Annotated in this window: 24 protein-coding genes and 1 tRNA gene; 10 read left to right on the top strand and 15 right to left on the bottom strand. The window is 60.5% G+C overall.

All coding sequences use genetic code 11. The annotated features are described in order from the left end of the window. Positions 1-250 precede the first annotated feature (250 nt). The 6 genes from EN808_RS12085 (at position 251) to EN808_RS12060 (ending at position 7,564) form a co-directional block, all read left to right on the top strand. Positions 251-1,255 carry an AAA family ATPase gene (locus tag EN808_RS12085; protein WP_135915876.1) on the top strand — a complete coding sequence of 335 codons (1,005 nt, stop codon included), beginning with the start codon at positions 251-253 and terminating at the stop codon, positions 1,253-1,255. Between the two features lie 372 nt (positions 1,256-1,627). Then, positions 1,628-2,041, top strand: a complete 414-nt coding sequence (locus tag EN808_RS12080; protein WP_189524093.1) for a hypothetical protein — start codon at positions 1,628-1,630, stop codon at positions 2,039-2,041. Then, positions 2,038-3,471, top strand: coding sequence for a hypothetical protein (locus tag EN808_RS12075; RefSeq protein ID WP_135915875.1), 1,434 nt, complete (start codon positions 2,038-2,040; stop codon positions 3,469-3,471). The genes EN808_RS12080 and EN808_RS12075 overlap by 4 nt, the downstream gene beginning before the upstream one ends. A 14-nt stretch (positions 3,472-3,485) precedes the next feature. Beyond that, positions 3,486-4,298 carry a hypothetical protein gene (locus EN808_RS12070; RefSeq protein WP_135915874.1) on the top strand — a complete coding sequence of 271 codons (813 nt, stop codon included), beginning with the start codon at positions 3,486-3,488 and terminating at the stop codon, positions 4,296-4,298. Between the two features lie 11 nt (positions 4,299-4,309). Further along, positions 4,310-4,621 carry a hypothetical protein gene (locus EN808_RS12065; RefSeq protein ID WP_135915873.1) on the top strand — a complete coding sequence of 104 codons (312 nt, stop codon included), beginning with the start codon at positions 4,310-4,312 and terminating at the stop codon, positions 4,619-4,621. Between the two features lie 3 nt (positions 4,622-4,624). Beyond that, positions 4,625-7,564, top strand: a complete 2,940-nt coding sequence (locus EN808_RS12060) for a hypothetical protein (protein ID WP_135915872.1) — start codon at positions 4,625-4,627, stop codon at positions 7,562-7,564. Here the strand turns inward: EN808_RS12060 and EN808_RS12055 are convergent. After that, on the bottom strand, positions 7,551-7,916 hold the full coding sequence (locus EN808_RS12055) for a hypothetical protein (RefSeq protein ID WP_135915871.1): 366 nt from the start codon (positions 7,914-7,916) through the stop codon (positions 7,551-7,553). The genes EN808_RS12060 and EN808_RS12055 overlap by 14 nt on opposite strands. A gap of 17 nt (positions 7,917-7,933) precedes the next feature. Between EN808_RS12055 and EN808_RS12050 the strand changes: the two genes are divergently transcribed. Beyond that, a complete protein-coding gene (locus tag EN808_RS12050; RefSeq protein WP_135915870.1) occupies positions 7,934-9,193 on the top strand; it encodes a hypothetical protein in 1,260 nt (419 codons plus the stop codon). 117 nt (positions 9,194-9,310) lie between these two features. Here the strand turns inward: EN808_RS12050 and EN808_RS12045 are convergent, their stop codons facing one another. From EN808_RS12045 to EN808_RS12035, 3 genes are all read right to left on the bottom strand, one after another. Next, a complete protein-coding gene (locus tag EN808_RS12045) occupies positions 9,311-9,664 on the bottom strand; it encodes an alpha/beta hydrolase (RefSeq protein ID WP_135915869.1) in 354 nt (117 codons plus the stop codon). Between the two features lie 84 nt (positions 9,665-9,748). Further along, entirely contained in the window at positions 9,749-10,225 is a 477-nt protein-coding gene (locus tag EN808_RS12040) for a hypothetical protein (RefSeq protein WP_135915868.1), read from the bottom strand. Between the two features lie 95 nt (positions 10,226-10,320). Beyond that, positions 10,321-10,809, bottom strand: coding sequence for a hypothetical protein (locus EN808_RS12035; RefSeq protein ID WP_135915867.1), 489 nt, complete (start codon positions 10,807-10,809; stop codon positions 10,321-10,323). A 397-nt stretch (positions 10,810-11,206) separates the two neighbouring features. On the opposite strand from EN808_RS12035, the gene EN808_RS36285 reads away from it, so the two are divergent. Further along, the gene (locus EN808_RS36285) at positions 11,207-11,365 is read left to right on the top strand and encodes a hypothetical protein (RefSeq protein WP_189524092.1); all 159 of its coding nucleotides are present in this window, start codon (positions 11,207-11,209) and stop codon (positions 11,363-11,365) included. Then, the gene (locus EN808_RS12030; protein ID WP_135915866.1) at positions 11,358-12,041 is read left to right on the top strand and encodes a hypothetical protein; all 684 of its coding nucleotides are present in this window, start codon (positions 11,358-11,360) and stop codon (positions 12,039-12,041) included. The genes EN808_RS36285 and EN808_RS12030 overlap by 8 nt, the downstream gene beginning before the upstream one ends. A gap of 72 nt (positions 12,042-12,113) precedes the next feature. Here EN808_RS12030 and EN808_RS12025 read toward each other — a convergent pair whose 3' ends face one another. The 3 genes from EN808_RS12025 to EN808_RS12015 form a co-directional block, all read right to left on the bottom strand. Continuing rightward, positions 12,114-12,365 carry a hypothetical protein gene (locus EN808_RS12025; RefSeq protein ID WP_135915865.1) on the bottom strand — a complete coding sequence of 84 codons (252 nt, stop codon included), beginning with the start codon at positions 12,363-12,365 and terminating at the stop codon, positions 12,114-12,116. Positions 12,366-12,487: 122 nt separating this feature from the next. Beyond that, positions 12,488-13,180 (bottom strand): YfbU family protein, encoded by a 693-nt coding sequence (locus EN808_RS12020; RefSeq protein WP_135915864.1) that lies wholly within the window; start codon positions 13,178-13,180, stop codon positions 12,488-12,490. Between the two features lie 207 nt (positions 13,181-13,387). After that, a tRNA-Lys gene (locus tag EN808_RS12015) sits at positions 13,388-13,463 on the bottom strand. Positions 13,464-13,721: 258 nt separating this feature from the next. Between EN808_RS12015 and EN808_RS12010 the strand changes: the two genes are divergently transcribed. Then, entirely contained in the window at positions 13,722-14,189 is a 468-nt protein-coding gene (locus tag EN808_RS12010) for a BA14K family protein (RefSeq protein ID WP_135915863.1), read from the top strand. 72 nt (positions 14,190-14,261) lie between these two features. Here EN808_RS12010 and glpK read toward each other — a convergent pair whose 3' ends face one another. From glpK to EN808_RS11970, 8 genes are all read right to left on the bottom strand, one after another. Next, a complete protein-coding gene (glpK, locus tag EN808_RS12005) occupies positions 14,262-15,752 on the bottom strand; it encodes a glycerol kinase GlpK (RefSeq protein WP_135915862.1) in 1,491 nt (496 codons plus the stop codon). Positions 15,753-15,844: 92 nt separating this feature from the next. Further along, positions 15,845-17,572, bottom strand: a complete 1,728-nt coding sequence (locus EN808_RS12000) for an ABC transporter substrate-binding protein (protein ID WP_127278378.1) — start codon at positions 17,570-17,572, stop codon at positions 15,845-15,847. A gap of 80 nt (positions 17,573-17,652) precedes the next feature. Continuing rightward, the gene (locus EN808_RS11995; RefSeq protein WP_127278379.1) at positions 17,653-17,940 is read right to left on the bottom strand and encodes a DUF2160 domain-containing protein; all 288 of its coding nucleotides are present in this window, start codon (positions 17,938-17,940) and stop codon (positions 17,653-17,655) included. Further along, positions 17,937-18,275: a hypothetical protein gene (locus tag EN808_RS11990; RefSeq protein WP_135915861.1), complete on the bottom strand. Its 339-nt coding sequence runs from the start codon at positions 18,273-18,275 to the stop codon at positions 17,937-17,939. The genes EN808_RS11995 and EN808_RS11990 overlap by 4 nt, the downstream gene beginning before the upstream one ends. After that, entirely contained in the window at positions 18,275-19,192 is a 918-nt protein-coding gene (locus EN808_RS11985; protein WP_135864495.1) for a carbohydrate ABC transporter permease, read from the bottom strand. Before EN808_RS11985 ends, EN808_RS11990 begins: the two co-directional genes overlap by 1 nt. 1 nt (position 19,193) lies before the next feature. Beyond that, positions 19,194-20,060 carry a sugar ABC transporter permease gene (locus tag EN808_RS11980; protein WP_127280974.1) on the bottom strand — a complete coding sequence of 289 codons (867 nt, stop codon included), beginning with the start codon at positions 20,058-20,060 and terminating at the stop codon, positions 19,194-19,196. Continuing rightward, positions 20,061-21,128 carry an ABC transporter ATP-binding protein gene (locus EN808_RS11975; RefSeq protein WP_127280973.1) on the bottom strand — a complete coding sequence of 356 codons (1,068 nt, stop codon included), beginning with the start codon at positions 21,126-21,128 and terminating at the stop codon, positions 20,061-20,063. 10 nt (positions 21,129-21,138) lie between these two features. Further along, a complete protein-coding gene (locus tag EN808_RS11970) occupies positions 21,139-22,218 on the bottom strand; it encodes an ABC transporter ATP-binding protein (RefSeq protein ID WP_135915860.1) in 1,080 nt (359 codons plus the stop codon). Positions 22,219-22,257: the final 39 nt, after the last annotated feature.

Below are 22,257 nucleotides of genomic sequence, written 5' to 3'. Positions count from 1 at the left end.
TTGATTGGCGAAATCTCTATGTGCCGCCGCCGGTAGAAATCGGAGTCAGAAAGGCGCGCTTGCACCTCATGCAGGCGCAATACGCCCTGGATGACTTCGGCTACACCTGCACGCTCCTGGAGAGGCTCCACGACGGTGCTGCCCAGCTACTCGCCGAATGGGCTGGTCGACAACGCCCTACGCACCGGCCGCCTGCGCATGTCGCTGACGCGGCGCGCGAGTACCGTAGGGCGAACCGGAGGAGCTACTGATGCAGTTCCTCTCCTACTACGACATGTGCAACTTGCCGGAACCGGAATGGCTGGTGGAGGGCCTCATACAGAAGCGTTCCACCGCGGTTCTTTTTGGCAAGTCGAACGCCTTCAAGTCATTCTTGGCGATCGATATCGGCCTGAGCGTCGACACCGGCCAGGACTGGCACGGCAACGAAGTCAGTCACGGCGGCGTGCTTTTTGTCGCCACCGAGGGCGCGAATGGTGTCGGCCGGCTGCGTATACCTGGCTGGTACGATCACCACCGCATCGAGGAAGAAAACCGCCGAGCGTTTCTCTACCCGAAGGAGATCCGACTGGACGTCCCCGACGATGTGACGGCGCTTATCACCAGGATGAAGGAGGATTTCTTCGCACTGGTGGTCATCGACATCTTCGGCGGCTCCATGGCCGGCTCGGAGATCGAGGACAAGACCGCACGGGCGTGGGTGCATGGTATCCAGCGCATCTTGCGGGAAACCGGCGCGTCGATCCTCACCGTGGCGCATACAGGCTGGCAGGACGATACCCGCGCCCGCATGCATACCCACTTCTGGGGCTCGTTCGATACGCGTCTCAAGGTCGAGGGCGACAAGGAAGGCATGACGGCAACCTTGACCGTCGAGAGGCACAAGGACGCCGACAGTACCGGCTCCTGGGGCTTCAGGATGGTGCAGTCTCACGGGACGCTTGTTGCCGAGATGGATGCGGACGTGAAGGCGAAGGCATCAGCCATCAAGAAGAAGACGGGGCTTTCCGCTGGCAATCGAGCGGCGCTGAATGCTCTTGACGACGCGTTGGCAGCGCACGGCATTCGCAAGGTCGGGCAAGATTGGCCACCCTGCAATGTCGTCTCGATCGACGAATGGCGAAAGCATGCGTACCTGCACTCCGTCGAGGATGATGCCGACACCAAGCGCCAGGCCTTCTACCGCGCAAGGAAAGAGCTTCGCGATGGCGGACACATTCAGGTTTACGACAATCATGCCTGGAGGTGCGCATAGGCCGGGTGGAGGCGTGACAGCGTGACACCCTTATAAGGGGGTGTCACGTCACGTCACGCTCTACCTACACCGTGACGCCGTGACATTTGTCACGCTCTGTCACGCTTGTCACGGATTTCTACAGAGAAGGAAGCCTCATGCGCGTTCGGAACTCGCTCCTTTTTCTTCCACTGCTTCGCCAGCCTGTGCCTGGAACCGAACGGACAAGTTGTCCACTCGGTCGCCAAGACAGTGCATGACATTAGCGTGCCACTGATAGCTTATCAGTCGACAGTTTATGACAAGCCATTGAATTTGCTTGCTTTCCATCTCAACTGAGGTGATCGTGTCCGCACAGTATCCGCGCGCGTCGCGGCAAATTGAGGTTCGGAAATGCCCGCAGATGCCGACCTGATAGACCTGGGTTCAACGCCCAATGCTTCCAGAAGCGGGGCGAAAGCCAGGCTGCGCACGTTGGCCGATCTCGACCGCAGGACAGCGGCGGCAAAGGCCACATTCGAGTTGCGCAACAGCATCGCCAGTGATCTCGGCGGAATCGATCGATTGTCGGCAATGCAGCGTGAGCTTGTCGACGGCGCTGCGCTTCTCGGTGCGATGATCAAGGATCTCGGCGCCAACTACCTCTCCGGCGATCCCGTCGACCTATCCGAGTTCATGGCGCTGACCAATGCGCAGCGCCGGTTGCTCGCCGACATCGGCCTGGAGCGCAAGGCGCACGACATCACGCCGGACATCGCCACGTTCATGGCCACCAAGGCGGCAGAGAAGGCAGGCAAGGCCGCATGAGCGCACTGGCCTTCTCCTACTCTGAGGCATGCAAAGACCCGGACCTGTTCGGCCCGTGGTTCGCTGCAGATACATGGAGTGCATGGCACGTCATCGACAAGGCCTTGTTCGGCGAGCCGCTAGACCAGGCGGAGCTTGCCATCTTCACCGAACTGACAGGCAGGGACGAGGCGCCGACATCACCGGCAACTGAGGGATGGTTCATCTGCGGCCGACGCTCGGGCAAGGACGTCAAGGCGGCATCGATCGTGGCCTACCTCGCTACGTTCGGAGCCGAGCAATATGGCTACCTCTCCAAGCTGGTCCGTGGCGAGCGTGGGGTGGTGCAGGCCCTTGCCGTCGACCGCGACCAGGCCAAGGTGGTGCTGGGGTACACCAAGGCATTCTTTGAACAGCCGATCCTTCGCAAGACAGTGAAGCGGGAGACCGCCGACGGCATCGAACTGAAGAACGGTCTCAGCATCGAGGTCACCACCAACGACAAGCGCCGTGTCCGTGGCCGTACCGTGGTCGCTGCCGTGCTGGACGAGGTGGCTTTCTGGCTCTCGGAGAACAGCAGCAACCCTGATGAGGACGTTTTCCAGGCCATCAAGCCATCCATGGCCACGATCCCCGGCGCGATGCTGATCGGCATCAGCTCACCCCATGCCCGGAAGGGCCTGCTCTATCGCAAGTGGAAGACCCATTGGGGCAAGAACAGCAAGGTGCTCGTGGTGCGGGCGCCGACATGGCGGATGAACCCGAACCTCACCCGAGACAGCGAGCTTATCGCCGAAGCCTATGCGGACGATGCGTCATCGGCGGCGGCAGAGTTCGGAGCGGAGTTCCGTGTCGATGTCGAACAGTTCGTTTCGCTGGACGTGGTGGAAGCTTGCGTCCCGCCCGGAGTGGTGGAACTGCCTTACGAGGCCAAGAACAGCTATGTGGCCTTTGCCGACTCGTCTGGCGGCAGCAATGACTCCTATACCCTCGCAATCGCCCACAGGGACGGCAAGAGAGCCATTCTGGACGCTGTGCGGGAGCGGAAGCCGCCATTCTCACCGGAAGCCGTCACGGCCGAATATGCGGGCCTGCTGAAGTCCTACGGCATCACGACCGTGCACGGTGACAAATATGCCGGGGAGTTTCCACGCGAACTCTATCGCAATCACGGCATCCATTACCGGGTGGCGGAAAAGACCCGCAGCGAACTCTACCAGGCCATGCTGCCGGGCCTGAACAGCGGCTCGATCGAGCTTCTCGACAACAAGAAGCTCGTCACCCAGATCGTCGGCCTGGAGCGTCGTGTGGCCCGTGGTGGCCGCGAGTCCATCGACCATGGGCCGAACGGGCACGATGACATCGCCAACGCCGTGGCGGGCGCCATGAACCTGATCCTGCAGCGTCGCGAGCCGCCTGTCGCTTACTCCGTTGCCTATCACCGTCAATAAAGGAGCCCAAGCCCATGAACTTCCGCACTCAGCAGATCGTCGGCCGTGTCAAAAACGATGCCCTTCGCCTGGCCGCAGCGGCTTGTCTCGACGTCGCCGATCGCTTCACAGCGCGATCGGTCGCGATCAAGGCCGATCCTGGCTTTACCGAAGTCGGTCGGCAGAAGGCCATCAGGGACGAGGCGGCGAAGACCTATCTTCCTGGCCTCAAAGCGGCCTTCGCGCCGATCGCCAAGGCTCTTGCCGATGCCAAGACGGCGCGGGCGGCCATTTCGGTTTCGGCTTTCCCTCAGCCGGACCCTACCAATATCGCTGCTGCGCTTGAGCGGCAGGAAATTCGCGCGCTGGTCAGGGCGATGAAGCCCGGCGAGCGCATGGCGTTCGTCAGTGCGAACCGGGATGAAAGGATCGTGGATGCGGTCCTTTCGGCTCCTGGGGCTTTGTCCGGGCTCTTGGATGAGCAGTTCGGGCAGCTTCGCGATCTGGTGATGAACCGCCGGGTTGATGAAGGCCAGGTCGCGGGGATTCGAGAGGCGGAGGAAGCCGCCGAAGCGGCGGAGGCCGCAATGTTGGTCGCGAGGAACGAGATCAAGGCCATCACCGGCCTTGAGGATCGCGTGTTCGACGACTTCGAGAAGAAGGCCGTTCCCACGCCTTGGCTCACCAAGGATGGCCAGATGGTCCGCAAGGTCATTCCTGGTCAAGGCGCTTACCCGGCCGCCACGGCGGACGAGATCGCCCTTGGGAAGTTCTATGCCAACACGGCCGAATACCTCGCCGACAATCCTGGCGTGAAATTGCCCGCCGCCGTGCAAGCAGCAGCTTAAAGGAGTCCATCATGACGACCGAGACCATCAAGATCGAAATCGAACTCGACGGCAAAACCCTGACCTTGGCGCATTCGTCCCAGGCGGTAATCACCATTTCGGATGCATCGGACGGGCTTGCGCCGGCCATGGCGGCCGTCTCTCGGCTTAACCTCGCAATGATGGCCTTGGTCATCAATGCCGGCGCCGGCCTGAAAGGTGACGATGCCAGGAGCACGGCCAGGGCTGTTGCAGGATCCAATCTGGTCGAGCTTTCCGGCAAGCTGTCGGAATACCTCGCCGCGCTGTGCAACGGCGGCAAGCCGTTCAAGGTGGGGGCCTAAGCCATGGAAACCACCGCCGGCAACGTCGTAATTCAAATCAGCGCCACCACGGCTGCATTCGAAGCCGCGCTGGCGCGAGCGCAGCAGCAGGCGACCGCGTTCGATGCGCAGATTTCGGCGAAGCTGAGCGGTGCGGGCATGTCGGCAGGCCTGGCGAAGATCGCCGGGCTAATCGAACAGAACAATGCGCTATTGTCGAAAATGGCCGGTGTGGCGTCCCCTGCCGCCGCCAGCCTCGAAAAGGTTGCGGCTGCGACCAAGACAGCTACGGCGACCCTGGAAAGCCTCAACCTTGCCCAGATGGAGACCAAGGCGAACTTCTCCGTCATGGGCGCGTCGATGCAGCAGTATGAAACTGCTCTCGTCGAGATCAACGACGCCAACCGGATCGGCGTTGAACTGGAAAAGCAGAAGGCCACGCTGAGCCAAGGCGCGATCGGCGCTCTGAATATCCAGGCCGGCGCTGCTGGAAAAGTGGCCACCGAAACCGAGCATGCAGCAAGCGCGGCGAGGCTCGGCAGCACTCAGATGATGTCGCTGGCTCATGCCGGCCGGTCTGCGGCTGAAGGGCTGATGCTCGGCGTGCCGACCATGCAAATCCTTACCCAGCAAGCGAACCATCTATCATACGCCCTCTCTGGCGAGGGCGGGCTTATAGCTGCCACAGCGGACGCTCGTGCAGCGTTTGCGGGCTGGCTAACGTCACTGCCAGGCATCGCCACCACGGCCAGCGTTGCCGCTGTTGCTGGCCTCGCGGCCTATGTCATCTCGACGCGCACCAGTATCCAGAGCGTCGACCAGGTGCTTTCCGAACACAAAGCCCTCATTGATGAAATCGCGGCGGCCTATCCCGAAGCGGCCAAGGCGGCGAAGCAATACGAGGAAGCGGCCGCAAAGATTCCGCAGTCTGTCGCGAGCGCCGACATCCAAGACAAGATCAAAGAAAATCAGAAGACCCTGACTGACACCCTGGGGTTTCTGACAAGGCAGTTGCAGAGCGTCAGCGAGGAATTCGGGCTGGTCGGGGAGAAGGGGGCGGAAGCGTTCGGCAGCCTCGCAGTCATTGGTAAATCAGGTGCCGCCGATGCCGCAGATCGTATTGCGGCCGCTCTCGGCCGGATGCGCATTGATCCGAGCATTTCGGAGAACGCTCGCCAGTTCGCAAAGGACTTTCAGGATGCAGCCAACCAGGCCGCCGAACTGCAGGACAAGCTGAACGAGAAAAGCGCCATCAAGGATATCGTCGACAACAACGCTAAGGCGGTGGCGACCCTGTTCAGCGTCTCGCAAGGCTTCAAGGACATGCAGGCTTCGGCCGGCGGCGCCGACGCGACCATCGCCAATCTGTTTGGCACCCTAAATGCTGGCAGCACAGGGCAGTTCGGCGTCGAACGTTCCGTGCAATCTGCCCTGACTGGATTCCAACAGGTCGACCAGGCTGTCCAGGAGGCGCGTCGCAACCAGCTTTCGAGCTTCATGGATCTCGATAACCAGCTTCGTTCGACGACGCAGGAGGCCGCCCAGTTGAGGCAGGCCTTGGCGACGGCGGCGGGCAGCGACAATGCCAAGTTGTTCTTCAACGACATAAGCGGCATCGCCAACGCCAATGCCGAACTGCAGCGATCGGTCGATACCGTAAATCGCCTTTTCGATGCCATGAACACTGGCAACGCCAGCACGCGGGCGGTGTTCGAAGGCCTGGACATGATCCGCCAAACCCTTATCCATGACGGTTTCGGCGTTGACGCTGTAAACAAGTTCCTCGATTCACTGGTCCAGACCCGGATGCAGCTTGACGCCGACACCGCTGGCGCCAAGCAGCTCGGAGCCGCAGTCCAGGCGCTCAAGGACAAAACGATAACGATCCGCGTCCAGACAGTGCAGGTTGGCACAGGGCAGCGGTCCGTCTACGACGTCCCGGGCGGTCCTGTCGGCGTCAACAGGTACGGCGGCAATGGCGCCGGGCCATCGCTGGCGGCTTATTCCGTCCCGTCCAGCGGCTACGGCAGCCAAGGAGGCTATGGTAACGGTGGGTCAAGCTCTGTCGGCGTTACACGCTTCAGCAGCACCGATCGGCAGATTTCACAGACGCCGATTTTCAACACGTCGACGAATTCGTGGGGCTACGTCCAGCCCACGACGTACCAAGATCCAAACGTGCTGGCGCAGGTGAATGCGATGTACCCGGCTCGAGCCGCCGGCGGCCCAATGTCGGCCAACATGCCCTATTGGGTCGGGGAGCGCGGCCCGGAGCTCGTCGTGCCTTCGGCTTCTGCAACAGTCATCCCGAACGCGCAGTCCATGGCATTTGCCAATCCACAATCCGCCTTCACAGGGCAAGTTGCCACCAGCGACGCCACCCGGGCCTGGACGCTCCAGATGAACATTGAGGGCAACACGAGAAAGACCGCGCAGTTGCTCGATGAGATCAAGGCGAGTGCCGGGGCGTCGGGGATTGGCGGCTCATCCTACAGCGGTTCCTCGTCTTCCAGCAGCACGGCGACGGACTCGCAAAACGCGGCTTACATGGCTGCCCTTGCGACGGCCAGGTCAAACTATGCCGCGATCGGCGGGTATCAGCCAATCGGCTATGGCCTCGATCGGCTTGCCGCTACTCCCGAGCAGATCGCACACCGCGCCGTCTATGGCTTCGACACCGGCGGCATGATCGGTGGCGGACCTGGCGACACTCAGAAGGTAGAGTTCTTCAAATCCCCGAACGAGAAGGTCATCATCGCTCGGCCCGACCAGTTCACCGATGTGCGCTCTGGTCAGGGCTCGACCGAGAAAACATCTGGTGGTGGTGATCAGCGACCCGTTCACGTCGCCATGTCAGTCACTATTCAGGGCGGCGCCCAGGTGAGTAATGTCAGCATAGCCGAGATGCGCCGGCAGACGGCCTTGGCCGTGCGTGACGCGATGAGGTCCATCAATGGCCGTTAGGACGCTGCCGGCGCCACCACCAGAGCTCGCTGACCTGATTGAGGGCAGCCGTAGGGGATTTCGTGCACAGTTCGGCAGCTTCGTCGAAGCGCTGGTCTCTGCCTACGCCGTTGGTACGTCGGAGGATGGCAGTCATCTGGCGTTCCAGTTCGTCATGCCCGACGGATCGGTCCACCGGTTCACGCTGCGCGCCGAGTGGGTGCCACAATTTGTCATCGAGCTTGCCGGTGCGACCGACGACATGAACGAGCGGCGAGTTGCGGCGGCCATGCGGGCGATGCCAACCAAGGGGCAGGCCTGATTGCCGTTCCTTGCCTTCACCCTGGCCGCTGGCGTCGGGTTCCTGCTTCATTAGAGAAAGGCTTCCCCATGTTCGTCCACATGCTCAATGACAGAAAGACATGGCAACGCGGGGCCGTGCCGCCACCCGCTGCATGGACGCCAGCAAATCTCACAGGCGTGCTGGCCTGGCACGAGGCCAAGGATCTGGCGACGATCACCGCCGCGAGCAGCCTGATCTCGGCCTGGAACGACAAGAGCGGCAACAACAACCACCTGACCGAAGCGACCAACAAGCCCAATTACTCCTCGTCGGCACAGCTGGGCGGGGTAAACGTCATAGATTGCGGGCCGGTGGGCAACCCTCCTGTTTCGAGCGGCAGGAAGATGTCGTGGACCAGCGCGATCACCACGGCCAAAGCGATATTTGCGGTGGTTGGCACCGGCACTAATGCAAGCTTAGAGGGCGGCGGGTTCCTATTCGGCAGTACCGGGTCAACCTACCCATTCCATCGTGGCGGAACTTCACATCAGGAAGGCTATCTGGTGGCTGACCCCCTCGTGAATGTCCTCTACGGTGATGCTGACTGGCGGGATACGGCAGCACGTCGCAACGGCACCACGGTAAATCCCAGCATTCAGGGTTTTACGGGCCAGAGCACCTGGAACATCATAGGACTCAAGACAGCCGGTTCTGCTGCTGGGTCATTCGACAGCATCAATTTTGATCGTGGAACTTCGCGCGGCGGGGCAGATTGGGCGGAGATAATAGTCCTCAATGCGGTGCCCTCCGATAATGACATTAAGCGCATCGAGGGGTATCTGAAGAACCGCTGGGCAACCGTTACGCTTCCCGAAATTCACCCCTATGCAAGCGCTCCCCCACATGTCGGTGACACGCCAGTGGATAACGTGCTGACGAGCCACAGATGGTGGCGGATGGTGAATTTTACTGTCATGACGCGTGGCGAGAATTATTCAGGCATGTCAGAGCTGGAGGTCTATGAGACCATCGGCGGCGCAAACGCGATAAGTTCGGCGACCCTGTCAACGTCTGTCGCACTTAGAGACGGCGCACTTAGCGACCTCACGAATGGTAACCTGTCAGCAGACCGTGCTCAATGGGACGGCCAGTCGTTCGATGTCATCATGGATTTTGGCTCGGGGCAGAGCAAGATCCTGAACCAGGTGGGTATTGCACCGAACAAAGATGCTGTAGGGCGCTCGCCTCAATGGTTTGTCATGCAGTATTCTGATGACGGCACAAATTTCCATGACAGTTGGCTTGGAATCGTGCCCTCCGCCTACACGCTCGGCACGATCAAGAAGGTGTCGCCAGCCTCGATCTAAGCGGCTCGGCGCCGGGGGCATCGAGAGGAGGCGCCGACGATATCGCGCTGCCGGAAGCGCCAGACGGCGCTGGCGAGCATCGTGGCCGCCAGCGCTGCAATGTATATGGCTACTGCCTCAGTAAGCGGTGTCGTCAAACTTCTGAACGTCTTTCCCTTGCCTCTCATAGGCTTTGACTGCGTTTTCGTGTTCTTCGACCATGTAGGGCCCCCGCGCGAACTCGCACTCAACCATAAGGCTTTTGGTTGTTCCGATTGGAGCGTCGTCGCTAATGTGACTGGCCTTGCTGTCGGGATATTCGAGGAACCACCACGTACGCCTAACTACAAAAGTCTCATATCCCGGCGTTGTCGCATCCTTCCGGCTGATACACATTGCGTCACCGGGGTGAGGTACACCGTCAAGTTCGAAATCAAGGCTATAGTCAGCTTCCCCGCCGCCAGGCGGAACAAATGTCAATCGTGCTTTCAAGGGTAAGGTCTCCGTTGTGTGTAAAATCTATTCTAGCGTAAAAATTTGAGCCCGGCCGCGATGTAGATTTCAAAAGCTGTTGGCTCATGGCTCCTGTGGAAGGAAGTTGGGCCACATCTCATCTACGACGCGGTTCAGAGCATTCGTCAGCGAAACAGTGTCACCTTTGCGCCTCTTCACAAGCACGTCTGTTGCATCACCCCAAGTGGACTCCAGTTTCACCTCCACTCTTGGAAGTGAGACGCCCCACAAGGCTCCGGGCGTCCCGACCTCATAGTGGCCGTGATTGGCGTAGAGATGCTTATAGACCGTGGCGACGCTTTGGACGGTTAGGTAGCACGGCTCGACGGAAGTCAGGTGGATATGCAGGTCCTTGAGTTTTGTCCATCGTGACACCACAGCCGGTCGTTCGCGCTGGTAGAACGCGTAAAAAATGTCAGCCAATTGGAAAGCTGAAAGCGCCGCATTGAAGCCGAGCCGCACATCGTCGGGCTGGCCTCGGTAGTCTTCCATGTTGGGTATGACAAAAAGCTCGTAGAAGGACCGGGGAGTCGTCCGCATGCGGAATTGACCCTATTTTTGAGGCTGACCGGGGATACGGATCGGGCATTCGGTGAAGTCCACAGGAATTTTCCTCTCGCGCCTTGTTTGCATGTTCAATTGTCGACCGTTTGGGCCTTCAAAACCTGTTTAACAAGCCATTGGTGTCGGGTGAAATTGTCGACGACGACCGAAAAATCCGAAGCGTGCGATTTGCTCGATGAACTCGATGCATATTGGCATTCCGATATTCCACGGATCGGCGTCCCGTACGCGTTTGGAGCATCGTATTTGATGTACAGGGTAAACATCGTTGGCGGGTCTTTGCCGGCTGCGTCTAGATTGTAGATTTGCGTATACAACACTCGCTCGTCTTCGGTCTTGACGCGGTGGTCCTTCAGGTACTCGTCCAAGGTCAGCGGCTGTTGGCTTTCGGTGATTTCCACCCGTTTGTAATCGGACGGCGATCGGAGGCGCTCTTTCAAAACGCTCTCGCAAGATTTCGTCATTGCGGATTCGAACGGATTGAAATCGCTCTTCAGCACAAAGACCGTCGCGCCAGCAGCGACTGCTGCGGTCGAGGCCATCAATAGCCACTTGTTCAAGGAACAGCCCTCCCATCCCCTTTCATCGACAATCGCGCAACTACAGGACACACGCAAGCCGGCTCCCCGAAGGGAGTGCTTGACGATTTCAGCGAACAAGAACATCGTGCCAGGCGGAGCGTGAGAACTCCCGCTGATGGCCTTTGCCGGGCCATTTGCACACCAGAGCGTTGGCGGGGCGATCCCTGCAAGGATCGATTTCGTCAACGGGTAGAACGAGCCGACTTAGCCGTCGGCACGAACGGCACCACTATGCCGGGAGAGCGGCGGCTATACAAGACCCGAAAGGGAAAGGCCGATCGCGCATGGTCTCTGGCCATGTTCTCACCCTCCCGGCGCCAGTGCCGACCGCTGGCACCCCGGCCGTGAGAAGCCGGTAAATCCAGAGAGACGACCAATGACCTACATCACCATAGCCATGCTGCTCGCCGCAGTGGGCCTCCGCACGCGCCTTGGACGCGCCAGCCTCGCCCTGTGGCTCCTGAAGGCCTCCAACGCCCTACACCGCGCAGGAGCCCGCGCAATCGACAACCTGGAGGGCGACCTCCATGGATGACCTGCAGCTCACCAAAAAGGCCGAGGCCTATGTCGCCAATGGAGTGGAAAAGTTTTCCTCTCCACCGCCGCTGCTCACGCTCCAGATCGACCGCACCAGCCGCAAGTCGCTGGCCGGCTCGATCGAGGCGCTTATCGACATGCTGGACGACTTGTCACCAGATCCTGACCTGGAGGATGGCGCCGACCTGGAGCCGTCTCTTGGCTGGGGCGAGCGTGGCCCGCGTTGCATGTTTCCGTTCCCGTTCCAAGAAGGGCGGGGCAGCATGCACGACGATCGGGAATTGGATGAAGCCGACTATGAGGATAGCGGCGACGCTGAGCCCTCGCTCGGGTGGGGTCAAAACCAATCAGTTCTCCACTGCGATCGGCATGATGAAGCCGAGGAGGAGAACGAACACGGGGGCGACGTTCTGGACGAGCACCACGATGGCCGCGACGATGATGAGCAGTGGCTTGGCTGGGGCAACACCATGGGGCAGCCCGGCGTCGGCACAGAGGGCTTGGAAGGCGTCGAGGACAGCCCGGACTATGGTGCGGCTTGCAACTTCACCGGCGAGGGCGTCGAACAAGCCCGGCAGATGCTGCGTGGGCGCGTTAGGCAAGAGCATTCGCTGACCATCGTCGGGCCGGTCGTCGGCATTCCGGGCTGGTGGCTGGAGCGGTACGGGCTCTGAAGAATTCGGGTGGTTCAATCTGCACCACCCGATCGGCTATTTGGCCCGCTGCCTCACGGTGGCGGGCTTAGGTTAAGCTGCGCCGCCTGATCTCATTGGAACTGAGGTTGGAACGGGAGGATCCATTGCAATGCGCTGCTCATCCATGATCGCTCGGTCTATCGCATCCAAAATCTCTTGTATCGAACTCAGACCTGCGCCGTGTAGACCGCCGTCGCCGTTGGCTTTCCGAAGGAAAAGCGCGGTCTCCACCAACTTTCGCCGCTCCTCAACGTAGATCTGTCGGAACGCCATAAGTTCACTAAGCTGCTTATTTTCGGCCATGTTTGCTTCCCTTTCTCCCCGTCCTGGCGTGAACATGCCATTAGTCGCAGGAAAGGATTGGCGCCGCAATTGGCCCGGCGGGCTTCGGCATCCGGGCCTTTTTTTTCAACGCCATGGGAAGGTCAGCCGCGCTGTAGAAGTGTGATCATCTCGTCAACGCTGAGGTTTCGGCCTATCAAGGTCTTCCGCATCGGCTCGAACAACTCGTACATCTTACTATAGGTATGAACCGTCGGCATATGCGAGTTGAAATCCCGGCCCTTGAATCGCGGAAAACGGCCCAGTTCCTCAACGAGGAAGCGAGCGATGCTCATGTGCTCGCTTTCGTGGTTTCCATCGAAGCCCCAGAACTTCGGATCCTTGCCGAAAACCCCTGCCTTCTGCTCAATTTCGTCCTTGGCGTCTTGCGAAAGCTGAGCGTAGGCCGTCTCGATGAAATCCCACATGTCTAGGGTATCGACCACCGAACCGAGCTTGTGACGGCTGTCTTCATGATGGTGCAAAACACCATTCATTTCCCACTCCAAAGCCCAGAAGTGGCCGCCCAAAATGACTTCCTGGATGAGCCTCACGTCCTTGACGTCGTCTTTGTCACCGAATTTGGCCAGGATCTTAGTCAGTAGCCAAGTCATAAGTTTCTGAGTTTGGTCCAATGCAAAGGGCGGTGTTCCGGCAGAACCCAGCCCACGATAGACCAGACGTCGTATCGCTTCCGATCTGCTGGGGATATCATCCTGTTCCGCTCGCCAATCATCAATCTGGTCAATGATGGACGGCTCAAGCCGCATTTCGATTCGTTCAGTCTTCGGTACCATAGATGTATTCCTTCACGTAGAATCGCCGGACATTCCGGACAGATTGCCAAGTGTACGGTGATTGTACGTAAATTGCAATATTCGCGAGAGGTAGGGCAGCTGAGGGCGCAAGGTCACGGTATTTTCCGGACATAGTGCGGACACGAAAATCGGCGGACACAGAATTCTGCCCTCACCTCTCACAAGCCGTTGATTTACCTAGGTTTTTGGTGAGCGCGATGGGATTCGAACCCATGACCTACTGATTAAAAGTCAGTTGCTCTACCGGCTGAGCTACGCGCTCCCGCGGGCTCGAAAAGGGCGCCCCCGAAATTGCGCGGAACATAGGGAGAGTGCCGCGACCGGTCAACCGGAAAAGATGGGTTCCAAACCCGCTCTTTGCCCTAAGTCGCTGCCCCTTGCTTTTGTTCCCCGGGCTGAGGTGAGCAGCCCGGCGGATTTGGTTTCGGTCGGGCAGCGGCTGCCAACACGGCGGAACAAATCCGACGCGCCATCGTTTTTCGCCAAAGGGACGTACGCCAAACCCCTGAGGAGAAGACCGATGAATAGAATCACAACGGGCCTGCTTGCCGCCACGCTTTCCGCCACATTCGTCGCGGCGGAGGTGGTTCCGGTCAACGCTCAGCCCGCCTACGTGCCTTTGTCCCAGGCGGCAACGCCGGATGTGCAGACAGTGCAATATCGGGAGTGGAGGAGAAACCGCTCCTTCGACCGCAATTTCTCGCGCAATCGCAGCTTCAGTCGCAACAGTGACATGTATTGGAATGGTCATCGCGGCTATCGGGAATATCACCCCGGCTACCGCCGTCATGGCGATTACTGGTTCCCGCTCGCTGCCTTCGCGACTGGCGCACTGATCACCGGCGCGATCGTCAACGAGAACAACCGCGTCTATGAAGGCAATGCCCATGTGCAGTGGTGCTACAATCATTATCGGAGCTACCGCGCTTCGGACAACACTTTCCAGCCAAACAATGGCCCTCGTCGGGAGTGCCGTTCGCCTTACTGATCCCCAAAGTGAGTATGAGTGGCCTGAAAGTGTGAGCTCCAGGCCCGCGTCGGAAACGGCGCGGGCCTTCCTTTATGCGCTCAGTGTCCTGCGCACCGCATCACGCCAGCCTGCTAGTTTCGCAGCACGATTGGATGCGTCCATATCAGGCTTGAACCGTCGCTCGAGCGCCCAGCTTTTCGCGAACTCCTGCGCCGCGGGCCACACGCCCGCCTTCGAGCCGGCGAGCCAGGCCGCCCCCAGCGCGGTCGTCTCCAGGATTGTCGGCCGATCGACCGGCGCGTCGAGGATGTCGGCGAGGCGCTGCATGGTCCAGTCCGACGCCACCATGCCGCCATCGACCCTGAGCACGGTCTTTGCCTTGGCGCCCTTCCAATCCTTGTGCATGGCATCGAGCAGGTCGCGGGTCTGGTAAGCGACTGATTCCAAAGCCGCTCGGGCGAACTCGGCAGGACCGGAATTTCGGGTCAGCCCGAAGATGGCGCCGCGTGCCTCGGCGTCCCAATGCGGCGCGCCAAGCCCGACAAAGGCAGGAACCAGATAGACGTTCTGCGTCGGATCGGCCTCGGCAGCCAGTTTGCCGCTCTGCTCGGCCTTGCCGATCACCTTGATGCCGTCCCGCAGCCATTGCACCGCGGCACCCGCAATGAAGATCGAGCCTTCCAGCGCATAGGTGGTCTTGCCGTTCAACCGGTAGGCGATGGTCGTCAACAGCCGGTTCTTCGAGCGCACCAGATCGCTGCCGGTGTTGAGCAGCGCAAAACAGCCGGTGCCGTAGGTGGATTTCATCATACCCGGCTCGAAGCAGGCCTGCCCGATGGTTGCGGCATGCTGGTCGCCGGCAACGCCGAGGATTCTTATCTCGGCGCCAAACAGATTTTTCTCCGTGATTCCATAATCATCAGAACAATCCTTGACCTCCGGCAGCATCGCGGCCGGGATGCGCAGGATGGAAAGCAGTTCGTCGTCCCAGGCATTCTTCTCGATATTGTAGACAAGCGTGCGTGAGGCGTTGGTGGCGTCGGTGGCATGAACCTTGCCGCCGGTCAGCCGCCAGATCAAAAAACTGTCGATGGTACCCGCCAGCAATTCGCCTCTCTCGGCGCGCCGCCTTGCCCCTTTCACCTTGTCCAGCATCCAGGCGATCTTGGTGCCCGAGAAATAGGGGTCGAGCAGCAGCCCTGTCTTGCGGGTGAATTTCTTCTCGAGCCCCTGCTTCTTGAGCTTCTGGCACAGCGGTGCGGTGCGCCGATCCTGCCACACGATGGCGTTGTGGACCGGTTTGCCCGTCGCCCTGTCCCAGACGACGACGGTCTCGCGCTGGTTGGTGATGCCGATGGCCACGACATCAGCAGCCGTACGGCCGGCCTTTTTCAGTGCGGCCTTCACGGTGGTCACGACGCTTGCCCAGATTTCTTCCGGGTCGTGCTCGACCCAGCCCGACGCCGGATAATGCTGGCTGAATTCCTTCTGGCCGGTGCCCGCGACCTTCATCCGGTCATCGAACAGTATCGCCCGGGTCGATGTCGTGCCCTGGTCGATCGCCAGCACAAAACCACTCATTCCGAAGTCCTCCGCCTCGACACAAACAGGGGAGACGGCAACGCGCCGCCTCCCCCAATTTCACACGGGCGCGAACGCCCGCATGGACAGTCTCACTTCTGCCAGCTCTTCACCAGTTCGTCGTAGTTGATGGTGATCGGCTTTTCCTTCTCGTTCTCGATCTTCAACTGAGGCGCGAGATTGCCCTTCTTGACCGCGTCGGCATTCCAGTAGGCGAGGTCATGCTCTTCGGCCATCTTCGGGCCGATATCGCCCTGAACGCCCGACTTCTCGATGCGGCTCATGACCTTTTCCTGCTCGCCGCAGAGCGAGTCCATCGCTTCCTGCGCCGTCTTGGCGCCGGACGAGGCATCGCCGATCGCCTGCCACCAGAGCTGTGCCAGCTTCGGATAGTCAGGCACGTTGGTGCCGGTCGGCGACCACTGGACACGGGCCGGCGAGCGGTAGAACTCGATCAGGCCGCCGAGCTTCGGCGCGCGTTCGGTGAAGCTCTTGTCGTGGATCGTGCTCTCGCGGATGAAGGTCAGGCCGACATGGCTTTTCTTCACGTCCACGGTCTTCGAGGTGACGAACTGCGCGTAGAGCCATGCGGCCTTGGCGCGGTCGGTCGGCGTCGACTTCATCAGCGTCCAGGAACCGACGTCCTGATAGCCGAGCTTCATGCCGTCCTTCCAGTAGACGCCGTGCGGCGACGGGGCCATGCGCCACTTCGGCGTGCCGTCGTCATTCAGCACCGCCTTGGCGCCGGCGTCGACCATCGAAGCGGTGAAGGCGGTGTACCAGAAGATCTGCTGCGCGACCGCGCCCTGCGCCGGCACAGGGCCGGATTCCGAGAAGGTCATGCCTTGCGCTTCGGCCGGCGCGTAGGCCTTCAGCCAGTCGAGGTACTTCTGGATCGAGTAGACGGCCGCCGGTCCATTCGTGTCGCCGCCGCGCGCCGTGCAGGAGCCGACAGGACGCGAATTCTCGTCGACCTTGATGCCCCATTCGTCGACGGGCAGGCCGTTCGGCAGGCCCTTGTCGCCATTGCCGGCCATCGACAGCCAGGCATCGGTGAACCGCCAGCCGAGCGACGGATCCTTTTTGCCATAGTCCATGTGGCCATAGACCTTCTTGCCGTCGATCTCGCGGCCGGTGAAGAATTCGGCGATGTCCTCATAGGCCGACCAGTTGACCGGCACGCCGAGGTCGTAGCCGTATTTGGCCTTGAAGTCGGCCTTGTTCTTCTCGTCGTTGAACCAGTCGTAACGGAACCAGTAGAGGTTGGCGAACTGCTGGTCGGGCAGCTGGTAGAGCTTCTTGTCGGGAGCGGTGGTGAAGGAGGTGCCGATGAAATCCTTCAGGTCGAGGTTGGGATTGGTGACATCCTTGCCCTCGCCCGCCATCCAGTCGGTCAGGTTACGCACCTGCTGGTAGCGCCAGTGGGTGCCGATCAGGTCGGAATCGTTGACCCAGCCGTCATAGAGGTTCTGGCCGGTCTGCATCTGGGTCTGGATCTTCTCGACGACATCGCCTTCCTGGATGACGTCGTGCGTGATCTTGATACCGGTGATGGCGGTAAAGGCCGGCGCCAGCACCTGCGATTCATACTGGTGGGTGGCGATGGTTTCCGACACCACCTTGATGTCCATGCCGGCGAAAGGCTTCGCGGCATCGATGAACCACTGCATCTCGGCTTCCTGGTCGGCGCGCGAGAGCGTCGACAGCGGGCCGATCTCCTTGTCCAGGAACGCTTTCGCCTCGTCCATCCCGGCATAGGCGTTGCCTGCCCCGAGCAACAGGACAATGGCGGTCGTTGATGTTAAAAATTGACGTCGCATTAGTTTCCTCCACAGTTTCAAGGTTTCAAGTGCGATCTGGAGCGGTCGCCGGCACGCGGCCGCTCCAACAGTTTCCCCCTCTATACGTAGCGGAACACGCCGATGGCGTAGACCACGGAGAGAGCGAGAGCCCACCACAGGTTGGATCCGACAAGACCCAGCCAAGCGAGATGGATAAAGGCGCTGCCAAGCAGCGACAGGAAAAGACGGTCGCCGCGCGTCGTCTCGAAGCGCAGGATGCCGACGCGCGGATTGCCGCCCGGCGAGGCGTATTCCCAGGCGGCCATGCCGCACAGCAGTAGCAGAATGGTCGCGAAGAAAGCCGCGGTCGGCCACGTCCAGGCCATCCAGGAGAGGTCTAGATTCATTGCCGCGCCTCCATTGCCGCAGACTTCACGAGCTCACCGTTTTCAGCGGCATAAGCGACCAAGTTGATCAAACCGGCGAGGTGCGTGAATGCGTGCCACGAGATCGTTTCGTCTTCTCGAGCTTTGTCGACTTCCGCACGTACATCGTTGAGGTCGTCGTACACGTCCCCCATGACACAAGTCGGAGTTTCGGCTTGGAACGCATCGGTGAAATAGACCTTCCAGTATTGGCTTTGCGCCACATGGATGCTGTCAATGCCTTGATCTTCAAGACCATCAAACAGACTGTTGGTCAGTTGGCGCAGCTCGGAGATTTTGACGTCACCCGCGACCATTATACCCTCCCCAGGGCAAAGCCCTTGGCGATGTAATTGCGGACGAACCAGATGACGAGCGCGCCGGGGATCAGCGTCAGCACGCCGGCGGCGGCGAGCAGGCCCCAATCCATGCCGGCGGCCGAGACCGTGCGGGTCATGGTGGCGGCGATCGGCTTGGCGTCGGTGGTGGTCAGCGTGCGGGCGATCAGCAGCTCGACCCATGAAAACATGAAGCAGAAGAAGCAGGCGACGCCGATGCCGCTGGCGATCAGCGGCATGAAGATCTTGAGGAAGAAGCGCGGGAACGAATAGCCGTCAATATAGGCGGTCTCGTCGATTTCCTTCGGTACACCCGACATGAAGCCTTCCAGGATCCACACCGCCAGCGGCACGTTGAACAGGCAGTGCGCCAGCGCCACCGCTATGTGCGTGTCGATGAGGCCGAAAGCCGAATAGAGCTGGAAGAACGGCAGCGCGAACACGGCCGGCGGCGCCATGCGGTTGGTCAGCAGCCAGAAGAACAGATGCTTGTCGCCAAGGAAACGATAGCGCGAGAAAGCGTAAGCCGCCGGCAGAGCCACCGATACCGAAATCACCGTGTTCATGACGACATAGGTGATCGAGTTGATGTAGCCGGAATACCAGGCCTTCTGCGTGAAGATGGTGACGTAGTTGGCGATCGTCGGCGCGTGCGGATAAAGCGTCAGCGAGTTGACGATCTCGGCATTGGTCTTGAAGCTCATGTTGATGAGCCAGTAGATCGGCAGCAGCAGAACGATGATGTAGAGCGTCGGTACGATCCACCACCAGCGCGACTCCTCGCCGCGCCGGCGCATCCGCCTGTCGAGTTCGCTCTGTGAGAGCGAACTGGCGAGCCCTTCGGCGGCGGTCCCGTTCATTGCATTGCGCTCGGTGCGTTCGTTGGCGCCAGCCATTTCAGCGCTCCGCGTCGTAGTTGGTCATCACGGTGTAGAACACCCACGACAACAACAGGATGATGAGGAAGTAGACCAGCGACATCGCCGCCGCCGGGCCAAGGTCGAACTGGCCGAGTGCCGTCTTGACGAGGTCGATCGACAGGAACGTCGTCGAGTTGCCCGGACCGCCGCCGGTGACGACGAAGGGCTCGGTGTAGATCATGAACGAGTCCATGAACCGCAGCAGAACGGCGATCAGCAGCACGCGTTGCATCTTCGGCAACTGAATGTAGCGAAAGACCGCCCAGCGCGACGCACCGTCGATCTTGGCCGCCTGGTAGAATGCGTCGGGGATCGAGACCAGGCCGGCATAGCAGAGCAGCACGACAAGGCTGGTCCAGTGCCAGACGTCCATGACGATGATCGTGACCCAGGCGTCGAACGGATCCTGCACATAATTGTAGTCGATGCCGATGGCGTTGAGGTAGTAGCCCATCAGGCCGATGTCGCTGCGCCCGAACACCTGCCAGATGGTGCCGACCACGTTCCACGGTATCAGCAGCGGCAGCGACATCAGCACCAGGCACACCGGCACGCCCCAGCCCTTTTTAGGCATGTTGAGCGCGATGAAGATGCCAAGCGGCACCTCGATCGCCAGGATGATGAAGGAAAAGACCAGGTTGCGGACCATCGCTTCCCAGAATCGGCTGGATGAAAGCAGTTCCTCGAACCACTCCGTACCTGCCCAGAAGAAGACGTTGTTGCCGAACGTGTCCTGCACCGAATAGTTGACGACCGTCATCAGCGGGACGACGGCGGTGAAGGCCACCAGCACAAGCACCGGCAGCACCAGGAACCAGGCCTTGTTATTCCAGGTCTTGTCCATCTATGCCCCCATCTCGACACGCCAGGAATCGGCATAGATGTTGATGCCGGCCGGATCGAACCGCACCTTCGGTTCGGCCGGAACGGTTTCGTCCTCCCCGATGACGGCCGCGATCTCGCGGCCCTCCAGCTTGGCGCGCACCACCTTGTGGCGGCCGACATCCTCGACCTTGGTGATTGAAACGGCCATGCCGTCGCTGCCGAGCCGTACATATTCCGGGCGGATGCCAAGCTCGACGGCCCCGGCGCTGGCCTTGGGCACTCCAGGCAATTCGATCCGTTGCGAGCCGAGCGTCGCCGTCCTGCCTTCGATTGCCACCGGCACGACATTCATGCCTGGCGAGCCGATGAAATAGCCGACAAAAGTGTGACGCGGCCGCTCGAACAGTTCCGCCGGCGTGCCGATCTGCACGATGCCGCCATCATACATGACGACCACCTGGTCGGCGAAGGTCAGCGCCTCGGTCTGGTCGTGCGTGACATAGACCATCGTGTAGCCGAAGCGGCGATGAAGCTGCTTCAACTGCGAGCGCAGCACCCATTTCATGTGCGGATCGATGACGGTCAGCGGTTCGTCGAACAGGATGGCGTTGACGTCCGAGCGCACCAGGCCACGGCCGAGCGAGATCTTCTGCTTCTGGTCGGCGGTCAGGCCCCTCGCCTTCTTCTTCGCCCATGAGGCCAGGTCGATCATCTCCAGCGTCTCGCGCACCTTGCGGTCGACGTCGGCCTCCGGCACGCCGCGATTGCGCAGCGGGAACGCCAGATTGTCGTAGACCGTCATGGTGTCGTAGATGACCGGGAACTGGAACACCTGCGCGATGTTGCGCTCCTGCGTCGACAAATTGGTCACGTCCCTGCCGTTGAACAGCAACTGGCCATGCGAGGGATGAAGCAGCCCTGAAATGATGTTGAGCAGCGTGGTCTTGCCGCAGCCGGACGGCCCAAGCAGCGCATAGGCGCCACCATCCTCGAAGGTATGATGCACTTCGCGCAGCGCGAAATCGGCATCCGTGCGCGGGTTCTGCAGATAGGAATGCCTGACATGGTTGACGTCGATGCGTGCCATATCGCCCCTCCTAAGCCGCCAGCTTCGGCGCGGTCATAGCCCGGCCGTGCTCATCGAAGACCATGATGTGACGCGGATCGATGAACACTTCGACCACCGCGTCTGTCTCGAAATCCCTGATGCCGTGGGTCAACATCACCCAGCGGGCATCGGCAAAATCGAGATGGATGAAACTCTCGGACCCGGTGATTTCGGTGATGGTGACCTTTGCCCGCACCGGCACCGCGGAAGCATTGGGCCGGTCGAGCGAAAGATGGTGCGGCTGAAAGCCGATCGTATAGTTCGTATCGGCGATGCCGACGAGTTCGGCGGGCACCGGCAGCTTGACGCCGCCCTCGAGCAGAAAGTCCGCGCCCTTCTTGGCCAGCACGATGCTGTTGAGCGGCGGATCGGCGAAGGTCCTGGCCGTCACCAGATCAACCGGCTTGCGGAATACGTCGATGGTCGGCCCGAACTGGGTGATGCGGCCTTCCGACAGCGTTGCCGTGTTGCCGCCGAGCAGCAGGGCCTCATGCGGCTCGGTGGTGGCGTAGACGAAGATTGTGCCGGCAGCGGCAAAGATCCTCGGCAGTTCGGCCCGCAATTCCTCGCGCAGCTTGTAGTCGAGGTTGGCAAGCGGCTCGTCGAGCAGCACCAGGCTGGCATTCTTGACGATGGCGCGCGCCAGCGCGGTGCGCTGCTGCTGGCCGCCCGACAGGCTGAGCGGGGTGCGGTCGAGATAGGGTGTCAGCTTGAGGAGAGCTGCCGCCTCGCGCACCTGGCTGTCGATCTTGCCTTGCTCGACACCAGCCACCCTTAGCGGCGAGGCGATGTTGTCATAGACCGTCATCGCCGGATAGTTGATGAACTGCTGGTAGACCATGGCGATCTTGCGCTTCTGCACCGGCGTGCCGGTGACATTCTGGCCGTCGAACCAGACCGAGCCGGAAGTCGGCACATCGAGGCCGGCCATCAGCCGCATCAGGCTGGTCTTGCCGGAAAGCGTGGGCCCGAGCAAAACGTTGAGCGAGCCGTGCTGAAGCGTCAGCGACACGTCGCGGATGTGCTCGACCGCACCGACCGTCTTGGTGACGTTCCTCAGTTCCAGCATGACGCCTCCTCCCAGGCTTTCCGCATCAGCTCAAAACCT

The sequence above is a fragment of the Mesorhizobium sp. M8A.F.Ca.ET.165.01.1.1 genome (genome assembly GCF_004792065.1).
Classification (GTDB): domain Bacteria; phylum Pseudomonadota; class Alphaproteobacteria; order Rhizobiales; family Rhizobiaceae; genus Mesorhizobium.
Note: the sequence above shows the minus strand (reverse complement) of the source record. Positions and strands in the feature narration are given on the sequence as shown.

Bases quoted from the DNA above. Each gene is read 5' to 3' on its own strand.
- EN808_RS12085 (WP_135915876.1), top strand. From the start codon at position 251: ATGCAGTTCCTCTCCTACTACGACATGTGCAACTTGCCGGAACCGGAA.
- EN808_RS12080 (WP_189524093.1), top strand. From the start codon at position 1,628: ATGCCCGCAGATGCCGACCTGATAGACCTGGGTTCAACGCCCAATGCT.
- EN808_RS12075 (WP_135915875.1), top strand. From the start codon at position 2,038: ATGAGCGCACTGGCCTTCTCCTACTCTGAGGCATGCAAAGACCCGGAC.
- EN808_RS12070 (WP_135915874.1), top strand. From the start codon at position 3,486: ATGAACTTCCGCACTCAGCAGATCGTCGGCCGTGTCAAAAACGATGCC.
- EN808_RS12065 (WP_135915873.1), top strand. From the start codon at position 4,310: ATGACGACCGAGACCATCAAGATCGAAATCGAACTCGACGGCAAAACC.
- EN808_RS12060 (WP_135915872.1), top strand. From the start codon at position 4,625: ATGGAAACCACCGCCGGCAACGTCGTAATTCAAATCAGCGCCACCACG.
- EN808_RS12055 (WP_135915871.1), bottom strand. From the start codon at position 7,916: ATGAAGCAGGAACCCGACGCCAGCGGCCAGGGTGAAGGCAAGGAACGG.
- EN808_RS12050 (WP_135915870.1), top strand. From the start codon at position 7,934: ATGTTCGTCCACATGCTCAATGACAGAAAGACATGGCAACGCGGGGCC.
- EN808_RS12040 (WP_135915868.1), bottom strand. From the start codon at position 10,225: ATGCGGACGACTCCCCGGTCCTTCTACGAGCTTTTTGTCATACCCAAC.
- EN808_RS36285 (WP_189524092.1), top strand. From the start codon at position 11,207: ATGACCTACATCACCATAGCCATGCTGCTCGCCGCAGTGGGCCTCCGC.
- EN808_RS12030 (WP_135915866.1), top strand. From the start codon at position 11,358: ATGGATGACCTGCAGCTCACCAAAAAGGCCGAGGCCTATGTCGCCAAT.
- EN808_RS12025 (WP_135915865.1), bottom strand. From the start codon at position 12,365: ATGGCCGAAAATAAGCAGCTTAGTGAACTTATGGCGTTCCGACAGATC.
- EN808_RS12020 (WP_135915864.1), bottom strand. From the start codon at position 13,180: ATGGTACCGAAGACTGAACGAATCGAAATGCGGCTTGAGCCGTCCATC.
- EN808_RS12010 (WP_135915863.1), top strand. From the start codon at position 13,722: ATGAATAGAATCACAACGGGCCTGCTTGCCGCCACGCTTTCCGCCACA.
- glpK (WP_135915862.1), bottom strand. From the start codon at position 15,752: ATGAGTGGTTTTGTGCTGGCGATCGACCAGGGCACGACATCGACCCGG.
- EN808_RS12000 (WP_127278378.1), bottom strand. From the start codon at position 17,572: ATGCGACGTCAATTTTTAACATCAACGACCGCCATTGTCCTGTTGCTC.
- EN808_RS11995 (WP_127278379.1), bottom strand. From the start codon at position 17,940: ATGAATCTAGACCTCTCCTGGATGGCCTGGACGTGGCCGACCGCGGCT.
- EN808_RS11990 (WP_135915861.1), bottom strand. From the start codon at position 18,275: ATGGTCGCGGGTGACGTCAAAATCTCCGAGCTGCGCCAACTGACCAAC.
- EN808_RS11985 (WP_135864495.1), bottom strand. From the start codon at position 19,192: ATGGCTGGCGCCAACGAACGCACCGAGCGCAATGCAATGAACGGGACC.
- EN808_RS11980 (WP_127280974.1), bottom strand. From the start codon at position 20,060: ATGGACAAGACCTGGAATAACAAGGCCTGGTTCCTGGTGCTGCCGGTG.
- EN808_RS11975 (WP_127280973.1), bottom strand. From the start codon at position 21,128: ATGGCACGCATCGACGTCAACCATGTCAGGCATTCCTATCTGCAGAAC.
- EN808_RS11970 (WP_135915860.1), bottom strand. From the start codon at position 22,218: ATGCTGGAACTGAGGAACGTCACCAAGACGGTCGGTGCGGTCGAGCAC.